This window comes from Nocardia sp. XZ_19_231 (assembly GCF_015355705.1).
Lineage (GTDB): Bacteria > Actinomycetota > Actinomycetes > Mycobacteriales > Mycobacteriaceae > Nocardia > Nocardia salmonicida.
Window position 1 is genome coordinate 163,085 of sequence record NZ_JACUZI010000001.1, and the last position, 17,029, is coordinate 180,113.

The 17,029-nt window shown below is 68.0% G+C and carries 13 protein-coding genes; 7 read left to right on the forward strand and 6 right to left on the reverse strand.

Going from position 1 to position 17,029, the window contains the following annotated elements; translation table 11 throughout:
* Positions 1–51 precede the first annotated feature (51 nt).
* The 4 genes from IBJ82_RS00695 to IBJ82_RS00710 all read right to left on the reverse strand — a co-directional run bounded on the left by IBJ82_RS00695 (position 52) and on the right by IBJ82_RS00710 (position 6,075).
* Positions 52–3,522, reverse strand: coding sequence for an indolepyruvate ferredoxin oxidoreductase family protein (locus tag IBJ82_RS00695; protein WP_194824040.1), 3,471 nt, complete (start codon positions 3,520–3,522; stop codon positions 52–54).
* Positions 3,523–3,678: 156 nt separating this feature from the next.
* Positions 3,679–4,164: an Lrp/AsnC family transcriptional regulator gene (locus tag IBJ82_RS00700; protein ID WP_194824041.1), complete on the reverse strand. Its 486-nt coding sequence runs from the start codon at positions 4,162–4,164 to the stop codon at positions 3,679–3,681.
* Between the two features lie 45 nt (positions 4,165–4,209).
* Positions 4,210–4,791, reverse strand: coding sequence for a dihydrofolate reductase family protein (locus IBJ82_RS00705; RefSeq protein WP_194824042.1), 582 nt, complete (start codon positions 4,789–4,791; stop codon positions 4,210–4,212).
* A 93-nt stretch (positions 4,792–4,884) separates the two neighbouring features.
* Positions 4,885–6,075: a PucR family transcriptional regulator gene (locus IBJ82_RS00710; RefSeq protein ID WP_194824043.1), complete on the reverse strand. Its 1,191-nt coding sequence runs from the start codon at positions 6,073–6,075 to the stop codon at positions 4,885–4,887.
* 289 nt (positions 6,076–6,364) lie between these two features.
* Here IBJ82_RS00710 and IBJ82_RS00715 point away from each other — a divergent pair, with 289 nt between their 5' ends.
* Both IBJ82_RS00715 and IBJ82_RS00720 read left to right on the forward strand, forming a co-directional pair.
* Complete coding sequence (locus tag IBJ82_RS00715) at positions 6,365–8,080, forward strand: aldehyde dehydrogenase family protein (protein ID WP_194824044.1); 1,716 nt, start codon at positions 6,365–6,367, stop codon at positions 8,078–8,080.
* Positions 8,081–8,103: 23 nt separating this feature from the next.
* Positions 8,104–9,678: a GMC family oxidoreductase gene (locus IBJ82_RS00720; protein WP_194824045.1), complete on the forward strand. Its 1,575-nt coding sequence runs from the start codon at positions 8,104–8,106 to the stop codon at positions 9,676–9,678.
* An 18-nt stretch (positions 9,679–9,696) separates the two neighbouring features.
* Here the strand turns inward: IBJ82_RS00720 and IBJ82_RS00725 are convergent, their stop codons facing one another.
* Positions 9,697–10,794: an MBL fold metallo-hydrolase gene (locus IBJ82_RS00725; protein WP_370585083.1), complete on the reverse strand. Its 1,098-nt coding sequence runs from the start codon at positions 10,792–10,794 to the stop codon at positions 9,697–9,699.
* Between the two features lie 102 nt (positions 10,795–10,896).
* Between IBJ82_RS00725 and IBJ82_RS00730 the strand changes: the two genes are divergently transcribed.
* The 5 genes from IBJ82_RS00730 to IBJ82_RS00750 all read left to right on the forward strand — a co-directional run bounded on the left by IBJ82_RS00730 (position 10,897) and on the right by IBJ82_RS00750 (position 15,846).
* The gene (locus IBJ82_RS00730) at positions 10,897–11,520 is read left to right on the forward strand and encodes a TetR/AcrR family transcriptional regulator (RefSeq protein ID WP_194824047.1); all 624 of its coding nucleotides are present in this window, start codon (positions 10,897–10,899) and stop codon (positions 11,518–11,520) included.
* The gene (locus tag IBJ82_RS00735; RefSeq protein WP_194824048.1) at positions 11,517–13,190 is read left to right on the forward strand and encodes an FAD-binding dehydrogenase; all 1,674 of its coding nucleotides are present in this window, start codon (positions 11,517–11,519) and stop codon (positions 13,188–13,190) included. The genes IBJ82_RS00730 and IBJ82_RS00735 overlap by 4 nt, the downstream gene beginning before the upstream one ends.
* 50 nt (positions 13,191–13,240) lie before the next feature.
* Positions 13,241–14,077 carry an alpha/beta fold hydrolase gene (locus tag IBJ82_RS00740; protein ID WP_194824049.1) on the forward strand — a complete coding sequence of 279 codons (837 nt, stop codon included), beginning with the start codon at positions 13,241–13,243 and terminating at the stop codon, positions 14,075–14,077.
* Positions 14,078–14,140: 63 nt separating this feature from the next.
* A complete protein-coding gene (locus tag IBJ82_RS00745; protein ID WP_194824050.1) occupies positions 14,141–14,794 on the forward strand; it encodes a TetR/AcrR family transcriptional regulator in 654 nt (217 codons plus the stop codon).
* A gap of 14 nt (positions 14,795–14,808) precedes the next feature.
* A complete protein-coding gene (locus tag IBJ82_RS00750; protein ID WP_194824051.1) occupies positions 14,809–15,846 on the forward strand; it encodes an oxygenase MpaB family protein in 1,038 nt (345 codons plus the stop codon).
* A 111-nt stretch (positions 15,847–15,957) separates the two neighbouring features.
* On the opposite strand, the gene IBJ82_RS00755 is transcribed toward IBJ82_RS00750, so the two are convergent.
* On the reverse strand, positions 15,958–17,004 hold the full coding sequence (locus tag IBJ82_RS00755) for an epoxide hydrolase family protein (protein ID WP_370585084.1): 1,047 nt from the start codon (positions 17,002–17,004) through the stop codon (positions 15,958–15,960).
* Between the last annotated feature and the right edge of the window lie 25 nt (positions 17,005–17,029).

Sequence of the window (17,029 nt, forward strand, 5' to 3'; positions counted from 1 at the left end):
GGTACGGCGGTGTTGGTGATGCCGCGGGTGTGCGGCGGTGTGACGTTTCGGTCAGTACTCGATGCCGAGCTCGCGCAGTCCGGCGCGGTACAGCTCGACGTTGCCGAGTTTGATGTCCTCGTAGCCGCGCACCAGATCGGTCAGCGCGGCGGCCGCGGTGGCCCTGTCGTAGTTCTCGGCGGTCAGGTCGTCAGCCAGTCGGCGCACCATGTCGGTGTAATGGGCCAGCAGTTCCCGCTCGACCTTGCGGACGTGGGCGTAGCCGAAGGGATCGAGCTTCGTACCGCGTAGGAACCTGACCTTGGCCAGAACCTTCAGCGCGACATGCGATTTCGGCCGGAGCCCGATCTTCTTGCTGCGGCCCATTGCGCGCAGCATCGGCGGATGCAGCTTGTAGGTGAGCTTCTCGCCGCCCGGCACCTGCGCCTGCACCTCGTCGAGGAACTCCGGATCGACGAGCAGTCGGGCCACTTCGTATTCGTCCTTGTAGGCGGTGAACTTGTACAGCCCACGTGCCACCGCCTCGCTGAACTCGGTGCGCTCGCCGATGGTCCGGTCCGCAGACCAGGCGAGTTCGACGGTCTCGATGTAGCGCTTGGCCACTGCGGTGTTCTGGTAGCCGATCAGCTGAGCCGCCCGCAGTTCCACGAGCCGACGCACTTCGCCGTCGAAGTTGGTGTGTGCCAGGAGTTCCGCGGGAACTACCGGAGTTCGCCGTGCGCGCTTCTGGTCGACTGCCGCAGCGAACGCCGCCGGATCCGCGACGGCCACGCGCCCCCACCGGAACGCCGCGATCGTGGCATCCACCGCGACACCGTTGATCCCGATGGCTTCCTCGATCGCCGCGACGGGCAGTCGCAGCCCGCCGGTCTGCACCGCCGCGCCGACGATCAGGAAGTTCGCCGCCGCGGTGTTCCCGAACAGGGTCAGCGCCGCCGCGAGCGCGTCGAAGTGAGTGATCGAATTCGTCACCGTGGCAAGGCGTTCCAGCAGCGTTTCCGTCGCGGGGTAGGCCACCGACTTGTCGAAGACCATGTCGCCGGTCGGGGTCTGGCTCGTCGAGGCCACGGCCGTGGTGCTCGCCGCATCGCCGTACTGGAGGTATTTCGGATCAGTGGCGGTGAGCAGGTCGACGGCGAGCAGACAGTCCGCGCTGCCCGGGGTGAGCCGGTTGGCAGGCTCCAATTCCGTCGCGGAGAACCGCAGGTGCGACAGCACGGGACCGGCCTTCTGGCTCAGGCCGATCTGGTCCAGGCTCTCCACCTCGTATCCGGCGCGCAGGGCGGCGGTGGCCAGCACCTGGTTCACCGTCACGATGCCGGTGCCGCCGATGCCGGCGATCAGCACGTTCTGCGTACGGGTCGGCGCGCCCGTGCCGGGATCGGCCACTACCGGCGGCTCCGCGGTCTCGCGACGCTGCGCCTTGCGCTTGTCCGGCACCACTTCCACCGTCACGAACGACGGGCAATCGCCGTCCAGGCAGCTGTAATCGGTGTTGCACGAGGTCTGATCGATGCGGGTCTTGCGCCCGAATTCCGTCTCGACCGGCTGCACGGACAGGCAGTTCGACTTGGCGCCGCAGTCGCCGCAGCCCTCACAGACGGCCTCGTTGATCACCACCCTGGTGTTGCGGACCGGCAGCGTTCCGCGTTTGCGCTGCCTGCGGGCATCGGCGGCGCAGTGCTGGTCGTAGATCAGCACGGTGACGCCCTCGATCTCGCGCAGCATCCGCTGGGCCTCGTCGAGCCGGTCGCGATGCCACAGCAGTGTGCCCTTGGCCAGTGCCCGCTTGTGGTGGCGCTTCGGCTCGTCGGCGCAGATGATGATCTGTCCGACGCCCTCGGTGGTGAGCTTGTGGGTGAGCTGCGCGACGGTGATCCCGCCTTCCACGTCCTGGGCGCCGGTCATCGCGACGACCTCGTTCCAGAGCAGCTTGTAGGTGATGTTCACCTTGGCCGCCACGCACGCCTGCACGGCCAGCTGACCGGAATGGAAGAAGGTGCCGTCGCCGATGTTCTGGAACAGATGCGGTACGTCGGTGAACGGCGCCTGCCCGATCCACTGGCTGCCCTCACCGCCCATCTGGGTCAGCCCGGTGACCGCGCTGTCGGTGCGCCCGGACATGGTGACCAGCGTGTGGCAGCCGATGCCGCCGCCGCCGATCGAGCCGTCGGGTATGGCGGTGGAGCGGTTGTGCGGGCACCCGCTGCAGAAGTAGGGGGTCCGCTTGGCGGAGAGGACTTCGAGCGGAAGTGCCGGTGGCGCCGCCCTTTTCAGCTCGACCCGCCCGCGCAGCACCCGGCGCAGCGGGGCGAGCAGACGTCCCGCGGTGAGTTCGCCGTCCACCGGCATCAGTCGCGCGCCGCGCTCGTCCTGCTTGCCGAGCACACGCGGCGCGTCCGGAGTGCCGTAGAGGATCTCGCGGACCTGGGCTTCGACGAACGCGGTCTTGTCCTCGACGACGATCAGTTGCTCCAGCCCGCGGGCGAACTCGGTGAGCGCGGCCGAGCCGAGCGGATACGGCATGCCGATGCGCAGCAACCGGATTCCGGCCTGGTGCAGGGTGGCGTCGTCGACACCCAGATCCAGCAGTGCCTGGCGGACGGCGTCGAAGGTGGTGCCGGTGGCCGCGATCCCCACCTTCGCCTCGGCTGGGTCCACCTCGATCACGTCGAGAGCGTTGGCCGCGCCGTAGGCGTGCACCGTCGCCCAGCGCGGTCCGTACAGGTCCGCCTCGGCGAGCACGCTGTCTGTCGGCGCCGCCATCGGCCGCTGCCGGTAGACGAAAGGCTTTCCCTCCCAATGCACTTCGGGCACTGTCACGGGCAGATCGGCCACGCCCGCGTCGACCGTCCAGGCGCCGTCGGCGACATCGGCGACGATCTTCAACGCCACCACGCAGCCCGACGCCCGCGACAGCGCGATGCCCTGCATACCCAGGGTGATGATCTCCTCGGCATTGCGCGGGAACAGCACCGGCACGCCCATGGCGGCCAGCGAGCGTTCGCTCACCGCGGGCACGGTCGACGACTTCGAGGCCGGATCGTCGCCCACCAGCAGCAGCACGCCGCCGCGTGGGTTCACGCCGTACATGTTGGCGTGCCGGATGGCATCGGTCGCGCGGTCGACGCCGGGGCCCTTGCCGTACCAAACGCCGACCACGCCGTCGTGGGTCGGCCGTCCGGCGGGCAGCTCGGCCTGGCTACCCCAGACCGAGGTGGCCGCCAGCTCCTCGTTGAATCCGGGGACGAAGGTGATGTCGTGCTCGGTGAGCACCTCCGGCATGCCGAGCAGCATCTTGTCCACCCCGCCCAGCGGGCTGCCCTGGTAGCCGGAGACGAACGTGGCGACGCGGCGACCGGCGCGGATATCGCGCACGTGCTGTTCCACCATCAGTCGGGCGATGGCCTGGACCCCGGTCAGCAGCACCGGGCCCGCGCCGGAGCGGTAGCGATCGGCGAGGTCGTAGGGTGCGGCCGGGTCGGCCAGCGGTCGGGCGGTGGAACAGACGACGCTGGTCATGATCACCTCACTGCGCGAAGGAACTTGCTATCGGTGCAGCGAAATGTGCCGGTGATGGGTGATCTATGTCAACAGTCGTCCGAAAAGTTGATCAGACTGCTCAAAAGTGATCTACGCCACTGACTCGAATGCGTCAATCTGCTCGAGTCGCGAGAGCTACGTCACATCGCGGGTGTTCGTCAGATGTTCGACCAGCGGCAGGCTCCGATACCCGATCGGGGTGGCCAGCGCGAGCATCGTCTCGGTGTGTTTCACGCCCTCGATGGCGTGGACCCGCTGGATGATCTCCAGCAGGTCCTGCTGGGATTGCGCCGCGATGCGGACGAGCAGGTCGGCGCGGCCGGTGGTGGCGTGCACCTCGAGCACGTGCGGGAACCCGCGCAGCGTCTCGATGATCGGATCCATCTTGTTCTGGTCGAGTTCGATGCCGAGGAACGCGTGCACCGCGAACCCGATCGCCTGCACATCGATATCGGGCGGATATCCCCGCACGGCGCCAGACGCTTCGAGCCGACGCATCCGCGCCTGCACGGTATTGCGGGCGACCCCGAGCCGTTGCGCCAGCTCGAGGATCGGCGCCCGCGGATCACGGGCCAGTTCGGCCAGCAACGCGGCATCGAGTGCGTCGAACTTGATGGTCATGGGCGCATTCTGACATGCCACGAACCGGCGAACCGCACACCGGACTCAGCCGTGCAGGGTCGGCCGGTAGACGAGTTCCTGGATGTCGCCGTCGAGCGTGCGATGCTCGAGCAGTTCGAGGTCGAAGTCGGCCGCGCCTCGGAAAATCGGGTCGTCACCGGTCTGTCCGGTGATCACCGGGAACAGCGTCACCTGGACTCGGTCGACGAGCCCCGCGGCCATCAGCGCCCGGTTCATCGACAAACTGCCGTGGGAGCGCAACGGCACCGCGGACTCCTCCTTGAGCCGGGCGACGGCATCGACCGCGTCACCGCGCGCGATGGTTCCGTCCGGCCAGTCGAGCGGCCCCTCGAGGGTGTTCGACACCACCGTCGCCGGGAGATCGCGCATCCGGGTGACCCAGGGGTCGCGAACCTCGTCCACGTCGCCCGAAGCGAGCATGCTCGCGAACGCCCGATAGGTGTTGGGCCCGAAGATCATTCGCTGCTCCACCTCGAACTGGGCGAGGCGGTGGTCGAGCAATTCGGGGCCTTGCTTGCCCCAGTACCCACCCCAGTCACCATTGCCGCTGTAGCTGCCGAAGCCGTCGAGGCTGGAAAAGACATCGAAGGTATACGTGGTCGCCATCGGGTTCTCCTGATCGTCTGTGGGTTGTATCGATGCAGACGAGCTCACCCGAGAAAACTCATCGCCCGATGCCGCGTTCCCCGCCCGATCGGGTTACGACGGCCCGAGGAGGGTGACCGCTTGCAGTGCCAGATGCAGCTCCGCCGACTGCACCGGGTCGGCGGTGTCGCGCCCGGTGAGGTCGCGAATCTTGCGCAGGCGGTAGCGCACCGTATTGCGGTGACAGTGCAGCTGTTCGGCGGCGGCGGCGGTCGATCCGCGGCATTGATACCAGGCGTCGAGGGCCCCGATCAGATCGTCGCGTTCGGGTGCGGGCAGTCGAAGCACGGGCCCGAGGATCTGGGTCGTGGCCCGCCGACTCGCCTCGGGCACCGTGACGAGCAGGTGGGCCACGGGCTCGCTCCCGAACCGGACGACGGTGTGCGCGCCGGGTCGGGCGCTGCGGGCGGCGAGGCGCGCTTCGGTCAATGCGCCGGGAATGGCGGTCGGGCTGGTGAAGGCCGCACTGAGGCCGATCCGCCCGTCGACGAGCTCGGCCAGCGCGACGGCGGCCCGTTCGACCGCCGCGGGCGTCGCCGAGGACAGCAGCCCGGTGTGGGAGTCGATCTGCGAATCCCACACGGATCTGGCGCCGAGATCTCGCAACGCACCGACCAGGCTGGCGGGGAGGGTGGCGCCGGGGTCGGTGGTCTCGATCGACACGACTGCGAACGTGCCGTTCTCGGACAGGCCCAATGTGCGCAGCGCGGTCAGGGTGTGCGCGGGATTGTCGGAGTGGTCGTCGAAAAGCGTACGGACCAAACGGTTCTGGGATTGCGCGTCGACATGCGCGAGCATGATCTCGGTCTCGCGATAGGCCTCGACCGCCGCGTCGGAGAACGTGTCGATCAGTTCCCACAGTGTGGTGGCGAGGTCGTGCAGGCGCGGATCTCCCGGACCGGTGGACCGGGCTGTGAGTTCCTCCCAGAGCAATCGGCCGCCGAGTCGGAAGGCGTGCAGCAACGCGGCGATCGGGACCCCACGCTCGGCCTTGAGCCGGCCGACCGCCCGCGCGGCGTGCAGCCGCGTCGGCTCGGCTCCGGACAGGGCGGTGATCATCGCCGTGAGGTTGTCCAGGCATGCCTGCTGGAGTTCCTCGGCCGTGAGCAGTCCCGGATCGGCGTAGGAACGGTCCGCGGCGGCGATGCGACCCACCAACTCCTCGGCCAGCTGCTCGACCGAGTCGAGCAGCAGTTCGGCCGGCTCGAGGGTCGGCGCGGCGGTGGTCGGCGGTGGTGCGGTCACCCCCTCGATGCTAGGTGACACGACATGATTCACGCCACCATAGATTTGTGCACGGGCACATCATGTGAATCGTCGAGTGTGGTCGACACCGCTTGTAATCGGGATCGATGGTCAGACTGTGCGGACCTCGACATGAGCCACATCACGTCGTCGTTGTGCCCGCGCACAACTGAGGTGGGGGTCGATCCGCAACGGGCGCACATGGTGCGAGCCGGGTCCGCGGCGGGAGAATCGATGCATCCCGTCCGCTGCGCCGTGGACCGTACCGAACAGTTGTGGAGGATCGTCAGTGGTCACCAAGAAGGCAGAGTCCGACCGTGCCGCGGTTGATGTCGCGTTGTCCGAACTCGTCGAAGGCGAGAAGAAGTGGGCGGCCACCTCGCTGCCCGACCGGCGCGCCCTGCTGGATCGGGTGCGTGAGCTCACCGGGCGGCACGGTCAGGAGTGGGTCGACGCGGCCGTCGGCATCAAGGGACTCGACGCCTCCTCTCCGTTGGTCGGTGAGGAATGGATTTCGGGACCGTATGTGATGGCCGCCGGACTGGGCGCGCTGGCGAAGACGCTCGACGTCCTTGGCCGCGGCGAAAGTCCGCTCCACAACGCCTCTTTCGGTAGCGCGGGCGACCGGGTCACCGTCGATGTGCTGCCCGCGAGCCCGTTCGACGCGCTGCTGCTCAACGGATTCAGCGCCGAGGTGTGGTTGCAGCGCGGCGTCAGCAGTGCCGCCGCGAAAGCGAATGCCGGCCTGGCCCAATTGGATCCGACCCGAACACAGGGGATCGGCGCGGTGCTCGGCGCGGGCAACATCACCTCGATCGCGCCGCTGGACGTCCTCTACGAGCTCATCGCGCACAACCGGGTCGTCGCGCTCAAGCTCAACCCGATCACCGATCCGATGCTGCCGGTGTTCACCAAGATCCTGGCCCCGCTGATCGAGCTCGGCGCGGTGCGGCTGCTCACCGGCGGTGCCGAGGTGGGCGGCTACCTGATCGACAACGACCTCGTCGACCACGTGCACATGACCGGCAGCGCGCGCACCCACGACGCGATCGTCTGGGGCACCGATGCCGAGGCGGCCGAGCGGAGGCTGGCGGGCACACCGAAGCTCACCAAGCCGGTCACCAGCGAGCTCGGCGGCGTGTCACCGACGATCGTGCTGCCGGGCGAATGGAGCGCGGCCGACATCGGCTACCAGGCCGAGCACGTCGCCACCCAGCGACTGCACAACGGCGGCTACAACTGCGTCGCCGCCCAGGCCCTGATCATCTCCGCCGACTGGGCGCAGAAGGACCAATTCCTCGCCGCGCTGCGCGCCGCGCTCGCGAAGGCGCCCGCCCGCCGCGCGTACTACCCGGGCAGCGACGATCGCGTGGCGCGGGCCTTCGAGTCCTATCCCGGGGCCGAGCGGCTCGGACCGAGCGGTGAGCGGCTGCTGGTCACCGGGGTCGCGCCGTCCGCGGTCGAGCCGCTGCTGGCCGAGGAATACTTCGCGCCGGTGCTCGGCGTGGTCGAATTGCCCGGTATCGGCGCGAGATTCGCCATGTCGGCGGCCCGCGCCGCGAACGAGGCATTCGTCGGCACGCTCGGCGTCAACGTGATCGCCGCGCCCGCCACGATCTCCGAGCTCGGTACGGCCTTCGACGAGATGATCGAGGACCTGCGCTACGGCACGGTGGCGATCAACGCGTGGACCGGCGTCGGCTACCTGACGCCGACCGCGTCGTGGGGCGCGTTCCCCGGCCACACCGTCGACGACGTGCAGAGCGGCATCGGCGTCGTCCACAACGCGTGGCTGATCGACCGGGTGGAACGCACCGTCGTGCGCGGCCCGTTCCGTCCGGCGCCGCGGTCGCTGCTGCGCGGCGAACTCGCGATCTCACCGAAGCCGCCGTGGTTCGTGGGCAACAAGACCGCCGCGAGCACGGGCAGGCTGCTCGCCGGGTTCGGCGCCGACCCCGGCTGGCTGCGCCTGCCCCAGATCTTCGCTTCCGCCCTGCGCGGCTGAGCCCGACTTCCTTGGAGAATCAGATGAACAACAGCATCGCCGACTACGTCGTCGTCGGCACCGGTTCCTCGGGCGCGGTGCTCGCCGCACGGCTCAGCGAGCGCTCGGCCACCAGCGTCATCGCCCTGGAAGCCGGTCCCGAGGACAAGAATCAGGCCGTCCACATTCCGGCGGCGTTCTCCAAGCTGTTCCAGACCGACCTCGACTGGAACTACCTGACCACCCCGCAGTCCGAACTCGCCGACCGCCAGATCTTCTGGCCGCGCGGCAAGATGCTCGGTGGGTCCTCGTCGATGAACGCGATGATGTGGGTTCGCGGTTTCGCGGCCGACTACGACGAGTGGGCGCGCGCCGCCGGGCCGGACTGGTCGTTCGCGAACGTGGTCGAGTACTTCCGGCGCATCGAGTCCGTCGAGGACGCCGCCGAACCCGACGAGGGTCGCTCCGGACCGCTGCGGATCTCGCACCAGCGCAGCGCGCGCCAGTGGACCGACGACTTCCTCGCAGCGGCCGAGCACGCCGGTTTCAAGCGCGAGCGCGCGAATCTGCCGCAGCCGGAAGGTTTCACGCAAACCATGGTGAGCCAGAAGCGCGGCGCCCGCTGGAGCACCGCGGACGCCTACCTGAAGCCGGCGCGCAAGCGTTCGAATCTGACGGTGCTCACCGGCGCGCAGGCGACGCGGATCCTGTTCGAGGGCACCCGGGCTGTCGGCGTCGAATACCGCAAGGACGGCGTCACCCAGATCGTGCGCGCCGGTAAGGAGGTGGTGTTGTGTGGTGGGGCGATCAACAGCCCGCAGCTGCTGCAGCTCTCCGGTGTCGGTGATCGAGAACAGCTCGGTCGCCATGGCATTCCGATGGTGCACCACCTGCCAGAGGTCGGCCGCAACCTCACCGATCACCTGATCTCGATGCTCGGCTTCGCCGTCGAGTCCGACACGCTGTTCGCCGCGGAGAAGCCGTTGGAGCTGCTCAACTATCTCGTCCGGCGTCAGGGCATGCTCACGTCCAATGTCGGTGAGGCGTACGGCTTCGTGCGCAGCAGGCCCGAACTCGAACTGCCGGATCTCGAGATCATCTTCGGGCCCGCACCGTTCTACGACGAAGGGATCGGCGTCGCGCCCGGCCACGGCATCGCGGTGGGTCCGATCCTGCTCCAGCCGCGCAGCCGCGGCACGGTGACCCTGGCCTCCGCCGACCCGATGGCCAAGGCGCTTATCGACCCCAGGTACCTGTCCGACCCCGACGGCGCCGACCGCGCCGCGCTGCTCGCCGGTCTGCGGATCGCCCACCGCATCGTGACCGCCGAGCCACTCGGCTCCCGAATCGGCGGAATCCTCCGGCCCAGACGCGAGCAGCCGACGCTCGCGGAAACCCTCGAGGAGGCCCTGACGTGGCACTCTCAAACTCTTTACCACCCCACCAGCACTTGTCGGATGGGTACCGACGCCGCCAGCGTCGTCACCCCCGAGCTGAAGGTCCGCGGCCTCGATGGTCTGCGCGTGGCCGACGCCTCGGTGATGCCGACCATCATTCGCGGCCACACCCACGCCCCCTCGGTGGTCATCGGTGAGAAGGCAGCCGATCTAATCCGCTGAAACCGCCGCAGCCGTCGCTCAGAGGGTGAACGTCAGGGCGTCCGGTCGAAGGTAGTCGCCGGGATCGGAGAGGAAACGCAAGGTCGGGCGCCCCTGCGCGGGAATGCGTTCCAGTTCGCCGCGCAAGGTGTGCAGATAGGTGTCACCACGCGCGGTGAAGCCGGGAAGCCAGTTGTCGTGATGGCTGGGCACGAACATCGCCGGTCTGATCGCCTCGATGTACTGGCGCACATCGCGTAAACCGTTGAGCGGCTGGTTGAAACCCTGGATGGCGCCCAGTTGCACGTCGCTGCCGGGCAGCGCTCTCAGGACGTCGAACACCTCGGGTGCGGCTTCTGTGAGCGGCCCGGCAGAGTCGTGCCAGGTGAGGGTGAAGCCACCCACCCGGAACTGGTAGAGCAGGCTGCCGCCTTCCTGGTCGGACAGCGAGGACCCGAGTGCGACGAGATCACACAGTTGCGGTGGGTTCGCGATCGAATCACGAATGTCGGGCACCGGAAAGAACGGTGCGGAACCCTCGCCGCTGCGGTCGGGAGGTTTCGGTCCCGAATGCACATGCCGGACCGCTGTCACCTCGACCGATCCGACCGAATGGTGATAGGTCTGGCCGAGCGCCGACGTAGCGTCACCGAGCACTACGGTGCGCAAGGCCGTCGCCCCGACCTGGCGCTGCACCTGGGCACAGTGCTCGGCCGTGCCGAACAGCACCGCGCCGGAGGCCTGCGCCAAAGCGGCCGCGTCACCGGCGTGGTCGAAATGCCCGTGTCCGATAAAGATCGCCTCGGGGCGAAGCTCGCCTACCTGCGCCACGGTGGTCGGGACGTATCCGCTGTGAGCGCCACGGGGAACCCAGGCGTCGAGCAGGACCACGGTCCCGCCCAGCGCCGCGGCGAAACTCGTGCATCCGAACCAGGACAAGATCACTCGATCGCTGCGTACCGCGCCGGTCACCGGATCGACGTTGGCGGCGCCGAAGAATCGGGTGCGCGCGGCGATCATGCGCTCGCCCGGATCTGCGAGGACCCGGCCCGCGGTGGCGACCAGCCCGGCGCCGATCGCGCCGCCGAGGAGAGTGCGCCGGGTGAGGGGGCGCGGACTGCGCGAGAACTCTGACACGTGGTCATCCTGACAGCTATCGGAAACGGGCACCGGCCTTCGGGCAGTTCGCCGTCGATCCGATCGGATACTAAATGGTATTCGATACTTTATAGTATCCATATGGTAGAGAAGACCCCTCCGATCAGTCGCCGTCGGCAAGAGACCCGTCGGCGACTGATCGGAGCCGCGCTCGACGTCTTCGCCGAACGCGGCTTCGGCAGCAGCACGGTGGATCAGGTGTGCGAACGAGCCCAGTTCACCAAGGGCGCCTTCTACTCCAACTTCGCGGCATTGGACGAACTGTTCCTCGCCGCGTGGGAACAGCGCTCGGCGCAGATGCTGGCCGCCGTCGAGGCGTTGGTCGCCGACCGGGTGTGCGCACGGGTCTCGTCGACGCGCGACGTCGTCGAGCAGGTGCTCGAAACGATTCCCGTCGACGACAAGTGGTATCGGCTCACGGCCGAATTCACCGCCCACGCGCTGCGCAACCCGTCGCTCAAGCGGGTGGTGGCCGCGCGTGAGGAGACCATCCTCGCGACGCTGATGCCCCTGCTCGAGCTGCTCGTCGCGCAGTTGGGGCGCGAAATCACCGACGCCGCGGCGTTCGGTTCCGCCTTGGTCGCTGTGCACGACGGCACGACCGTGCAATGCCTCATCGACTCCGACACCGACGCCGCGCGAGCCCGTCGGACCGATCTGTTCGTCCTGCTCGTCGAGCACCACACCAGGGAGATCCGTTCATGACCGACACATTCGAACCCGATGTCATCGTGGTCGGCGCGGGCCTGGCGGGCCTGGTCGCCACCCATGAGCTGGCCGCCGCGGGGCGCCGGGTGCTGGTCCTCGACCAGGAGAACCGCGAAAACTTGGGCGGGCAGGCGTTCTGGTCTCTCGGTGGACTGTTCCTGGTCGACAGCCCCGAGCAACGCCGCATGGGCATCAACGATTCCTATGAGCTCGCCCTACAGGATTGGCTGGGTTCGGCGGCCTTCGACCGCCTCGACCGCGAGGACATCTGGCCGCGCCGGTGGGCGGAGGCGTATGTCCGTTTCGCGGCGACCGAGAAGCGTCGATACCTGCACGACCTCGGTCTGCGGTTTGTGCCGTTGGTGGGGTGGGCGGAGCGAGGCTCCGGTTCGGCCACCGGCCACGGCAACTCGGTGCCTCGGTTCCACCTCACGTGGGGGACCGGTCCAGAGGTCGTTCGGGTGTTTCGCGAACCCGTCGAACGCGCCGAGCGGGCCGGGCTCGTCCGTTTCGCCTTCCGGCATCAGGTCGACGAGCTCCTCGTCGAAGGTGAAGCCTGCGTCGGCGTCCGCGGCACCGTCCTGGAAAGCAGTGCCACGGCACGTGGCGTCGCATCGTCGCGATCCGAGGCCGGGTCTTTCGAATACCGCGCACCGGCGGTCATCGTCACCTCCGGGGGTATCGGCCACAACCACGACCTGATTCGGAAGAACTGGCCGACCGAGCGGCTCGGCGCCGCGCCGAAGCACCTGATCTCGGGGGTCCCCGCGCATGTGGACGGACGGATGCTCGCGATCAGTGAGCAGGCCGGGGCCAGCATCGTCAATCGCGACCGTCTGTGGGCCTACACCGAAGGCATCCACAACTGGGATCCGGTCTGGCCCGACCACGCGATCCGGATCATCCCGGGTCCGTCGTCGCTGTGGTTCGACGCGACCGGACAGCGCATGCCCGCACCACACTTCCCCGGTTTCGACAGCCTCGCCACGATGAAGCAGATCCTGGCAACGGGGCACGACTACTCCTGGTTCGTGCTCACCCAAACCATCATCGAAAAGGAGTTCGCGCTGTCGGGATCCGAACAGAACCCCGACATCACCGGCAAGAGCATTCGCCAGGTACTCAGCAATCGTCTCGCCAAGGGTGCGCCGGGACCGGTGGAGAAGTTCAAGCAGAACGGGCAGGACTTCGTGGTGGCCGATACCCTCGCCGAACTCGTCGAAGGCATGAACAAGTTGGCCCGGGGGCCGCAACTGGACGCCGCCGACATGGAACGGCAGATCGTGGCCCGCGATCGCGAACTGGACAATCCCTTCAGCAAAGACCTGCAACTGATGGCGGTCGAGAACGCCCGCCGATCACGTAGCGACCGACTGGCGCGGGTCGCCGCACCGCATCGGATACTGGACCCGGCGCACGGACCGCTCATCGCTGTCCGCCTCAATATCCTGACCCGCAAGACCCTGGGCGGCATCGAGACCGACCTCGACAGCCAGGTGCTCCGCCCCGACGGCACGCCACTGACAGGGCTCTACGCCGCCGGCGAGGTAGCGGGCTTCGGCGGGGGCGGTGTCCACGGTTACAACGCACTCGAAGGCACGTTCCTGGGCGGATGCATCTTCTCCGGCCGCGCGGCCGGTCGCGCACTCGCCCGAAAATCGGTCTGAGCGTGCGCCGACCCGCTCCGCGGCGTCCGTCTCACTCCTGCACGGAACCGTTGCACGGCGACATCCTGCTCGACACCGACTCGGGTCCTCTCCATGTCGGAATCGCCGGGTCCGAACACGCGTCAACGCTGGTGCTGCTGCACGGTTTCGGGTCGTCGCTGCGCTGGTGGGACGCGATAACCCCACTGCTCGCCGACCGATTCCGCGTAGTCAGCATGGACTTGCTCGGCCACGGCAGGTCGGCGAAGCCGGCCGCTGGATACCATCCCAGCGACCATGCCCGCGCGGTGGCCCAGGTCATCGACCGGCTCGGAATCGGCGAGGACATCACGGTTGTCGGGCACTCCATGGGCGCCGATGTCGCCATCGCTCTGGCGGAAAGCTCCGCGCTGGTCCGCCGCGTGGTCGTCATCGGTGAGGGCCCCGACTACAGCACGTTCTTGCCGGGGAGGGCGACGAGACTGCTGCGTGTTCCGGTGCTCGGCCACGCACTACGCCGACACCCACCCGCGCCCGCGGTCCGGCTCGGTTATTCCCGCGCGTTCGCCCCAGGATTCGGTCAGCGCACCGCCTTCGCGGACCCCGATCAAATTCTCCACGACGACCGAGCCGTGAAGTTCGTCGCGTTTCGCCACTGCCAGCTCGGAAAGGAGTCGTACACCGCTGCCTGCCCCCTGGACCACCGCCTTCGCGTGCTCGGTTTGCCGACGCTGGTGATCTTCGGGGCGCGCGATCGCATGTGGAATTCGGAGACGTCCGTTCGCCGCTACCGCGCGGTCTCCGGTGCGCGGGTCGAGGTCATCGACCGAGCCGGCCACTCACCCCAGTTGGAGACTCCCGGCCAGGTCGCGCGATTGATCGGAGAGTTCGCCGACGCTGACCACTGACCTGCAATGCAACACTTTGAACACAAACTGTTGCTTACGTTGCTTTGGTGTTAGCGTGAGGGCATGCATCAGAACGTGGCCGCGTTCCTCGTCGGCGGCATGGGCGGCGGGTCCGACGAACACGACGACCGGACCGCACAGCGGGTTCTCGACGCCGCGGTCGCGGAGATCGCCGCTTCGGGGATGGGCAAGCTCAAGATCGACCCGGTCGCCCGGCGAGCCGGAGTGAACCGGGCGACGATCTATCGCCGTTTCGGCGATCTCGACGGTTTGCTCGAGGCGGTGACCATGCGTGAAGGTCGCCGCATGGCCGAGACGGTGGCCGAGGCCGTGGCCGGTCGCACCGATCACCGTGAGCGTGCGGTGGAGGCGTTCGTGGCCTGTCTGCGGATGGCGCGGGAGCATCCGGTGATCGCACGGGTCGCCGCACTCGAGCCCCAGGCGCTGATCGAGGCGGGGCTGGCCGATGACGCGGCGCTGCTGTCGCTGGGCGGTGCGGTCGTCGCCGAACAGCTACGCGCGGCCCAATCCGACGGGCTGGCAACGCATTTGGACTCCGACGAGGCCGGGCGCACCGTCGCGATGCTGTTCGCCGCGTGCGTGGTGATGCCGACCAAGCACGGTGTCGACCTGCGCACCGACGAATCGGTGCGCGCGTACGCGCGCCGCACCCTGATCCCCATGATCTTCGGGCCCGACGAAGCGGCTCGGCAGTGAGAGGAACGACCCCGATGAGCAACCACAACGACGTGGTACCCCACCAGGACTACGGATTCTTCGGCCCGGATTCGGTGTCCTGGAAAGTGTTCCGGTACCCGACCACACTGTCGGTGGCGTTCCAGCGCACCGTGGTGACAGAGATGTTCGAACCGTTCCTGATTGCCTCGGTCGCCGACACCGGCGCGGTCCTGCACCGCCCCGATATCCGCTTCGACCGGACGTTGCAGTACATGGCGACGCTGGTCTTCGGCGATACGGCCTCGGTGCTGAAAGCCTCGCAGGTGCTGGTCAGGATCCACGCCAAGATCACCGGCATCGAACCGATCAGCGGATTGCGTTACGACGCCAACGATCCCGACGCTCAGCTGTGGATTCACCTGACCGCATGGCATTCGGTGCTGTACTGCTACGAGAAGTTCGGCCCCGGCCCGTTGAGCGAAGAAGACGACCTCCGGTATTGGGCCGAATGCGCCCGCGCCGCACAGTTCCAGACCATCGATCCCGCTGCGGTACCGCGCTCGCGAGAGCAGATGCGTGCCTACTACGAACGCATGAAGCCGGTTCTGGCCGCGCGGGTCGTGACCCAGGAGCATGTGGACCACCTCCTCGACGGAGCCAGGCTGATGGTGCCGCAGCGCCGGGGAATGCGCCCGCTCGCCGAGGTCAACCGGGTGCTGTTCCGGGCGGCGACCATCGCGACACTGCCGCGGTGGATGCGCACGATGGCCGGTATCCGGCAGAACGCGCTCACCGACACCGCCATCACCGCGGTGATGCGAGTGATGTTCGGTGCGCTCGACCGCAGCGTGTCCGCGCAGCGGTTCATCGTGGCGACCGCCAGCCCCCACACCGCACCGGTGGTTGACCCGATCCTGTGCGATGTGGCGCCGAAGAACCCGGTCGTGCGAACCCCGGAGCAGGCACGCGCCGAATTCGGTGTGCCGACCCCGGCCGAGCAGTACGCGGCCATCCGCACCGCCCGCGGTGATGCCGAGCTACCTGACCACGCAGACCACGACGGTGCCGAACCTCTGCTCAGCTTCCGCTGACACCGCTTCGCGACGAGGTCAGGAAATGCCGCGGAAGAAGGTGCGGATGTCGTCGGCGAGCAGTTCCGTCGCCTCCATCGCGGGGAAGTGACCGCCCTCGGTGAACTCGCTCTAGTGGTCGACCGCCTTCCACGGGTCCAACGCGCGGCGCATGAGCGGGTGGGTGTCGAACACGGCCCATCCGGACGGCACGCCGGAGGCCATGACCCAGTCGAGTCCGGAGTGCTCGCCCTCGTAGTAGAACTGCGCGCTCGACGCGCCGCTGCGGGTGAACCAGTACAGGCTGATGTTGGTGAGGAGTTGGTCGCGGTCGACCGACTCGTCCGGCGTCCGGAAGGCGCCGCCGGTCCCGGTCTTGAACTTCTCGGCGATCCACGCGAGCTGACCGACCGGCGAGTCGGTGAGCGCCGCACCGATCGTGTCGGGACGGTGGTTCTGCATCTCGAGGTACCCGCGCTCGGCCGCGTCCTCGGCGCGCACTGCCTCGATCTGGGCGATCTCGTCCTCGGACAGATCCTCGGGGTAAGGGAACTTGTCGCCGACCAACCCGAGCCACCGGGGGTCGGCCCCGATGTGCGTGCCGATGACGCGCTCCGGGTAGAGCGCCGCGAGGCGGCCGGTGGTGCCCGAACCGATATCGGTGCCGTGGGCGGCGAACCTCTCGTAGCCCAGACGCGTCATGATCTCGGCATAGGCGTCCGTCGTCCGCGCCAGCTCCCAGCCGGTCCCTGACAGCGGGGTGGAAAAACCGAAGCCGGGCAGCGCCGGGACGACCACGTGGAACTGGTCGGTCAGCAGCGGGATGAGTCGCTGGTACTCGACGAACGAGCCCGGCCAGCCATGGTTCAGGATCAGCGGGGTGGCCTCCGGGTTCGCCGATCGCGCGTGGACGACGTGGAACGTCTGGCCGTCGACGACTGTCGTGAACTGTTCGTACTCGTTGAGCTTCGCCTCCTGCGCACGCCAGTCGAACCCGTCGCGCCAGTACTCGGCGAGCTCCTTCAGATACCCCAGCGGGATGCCCCGGCTGAAGTCGGTGCGATCGTCTCGGCCCGGCAAGGGGATCGGCCAGCGCGTGTGTGCCAGCCGGTCGCGAAGATCGTCGAGGTCGGCCTGCGGGATGTCGATGCGAAACGGTGTGAGTGCGTTCTCGTTCATGACATCCACGTTCCCGGGTAATGCG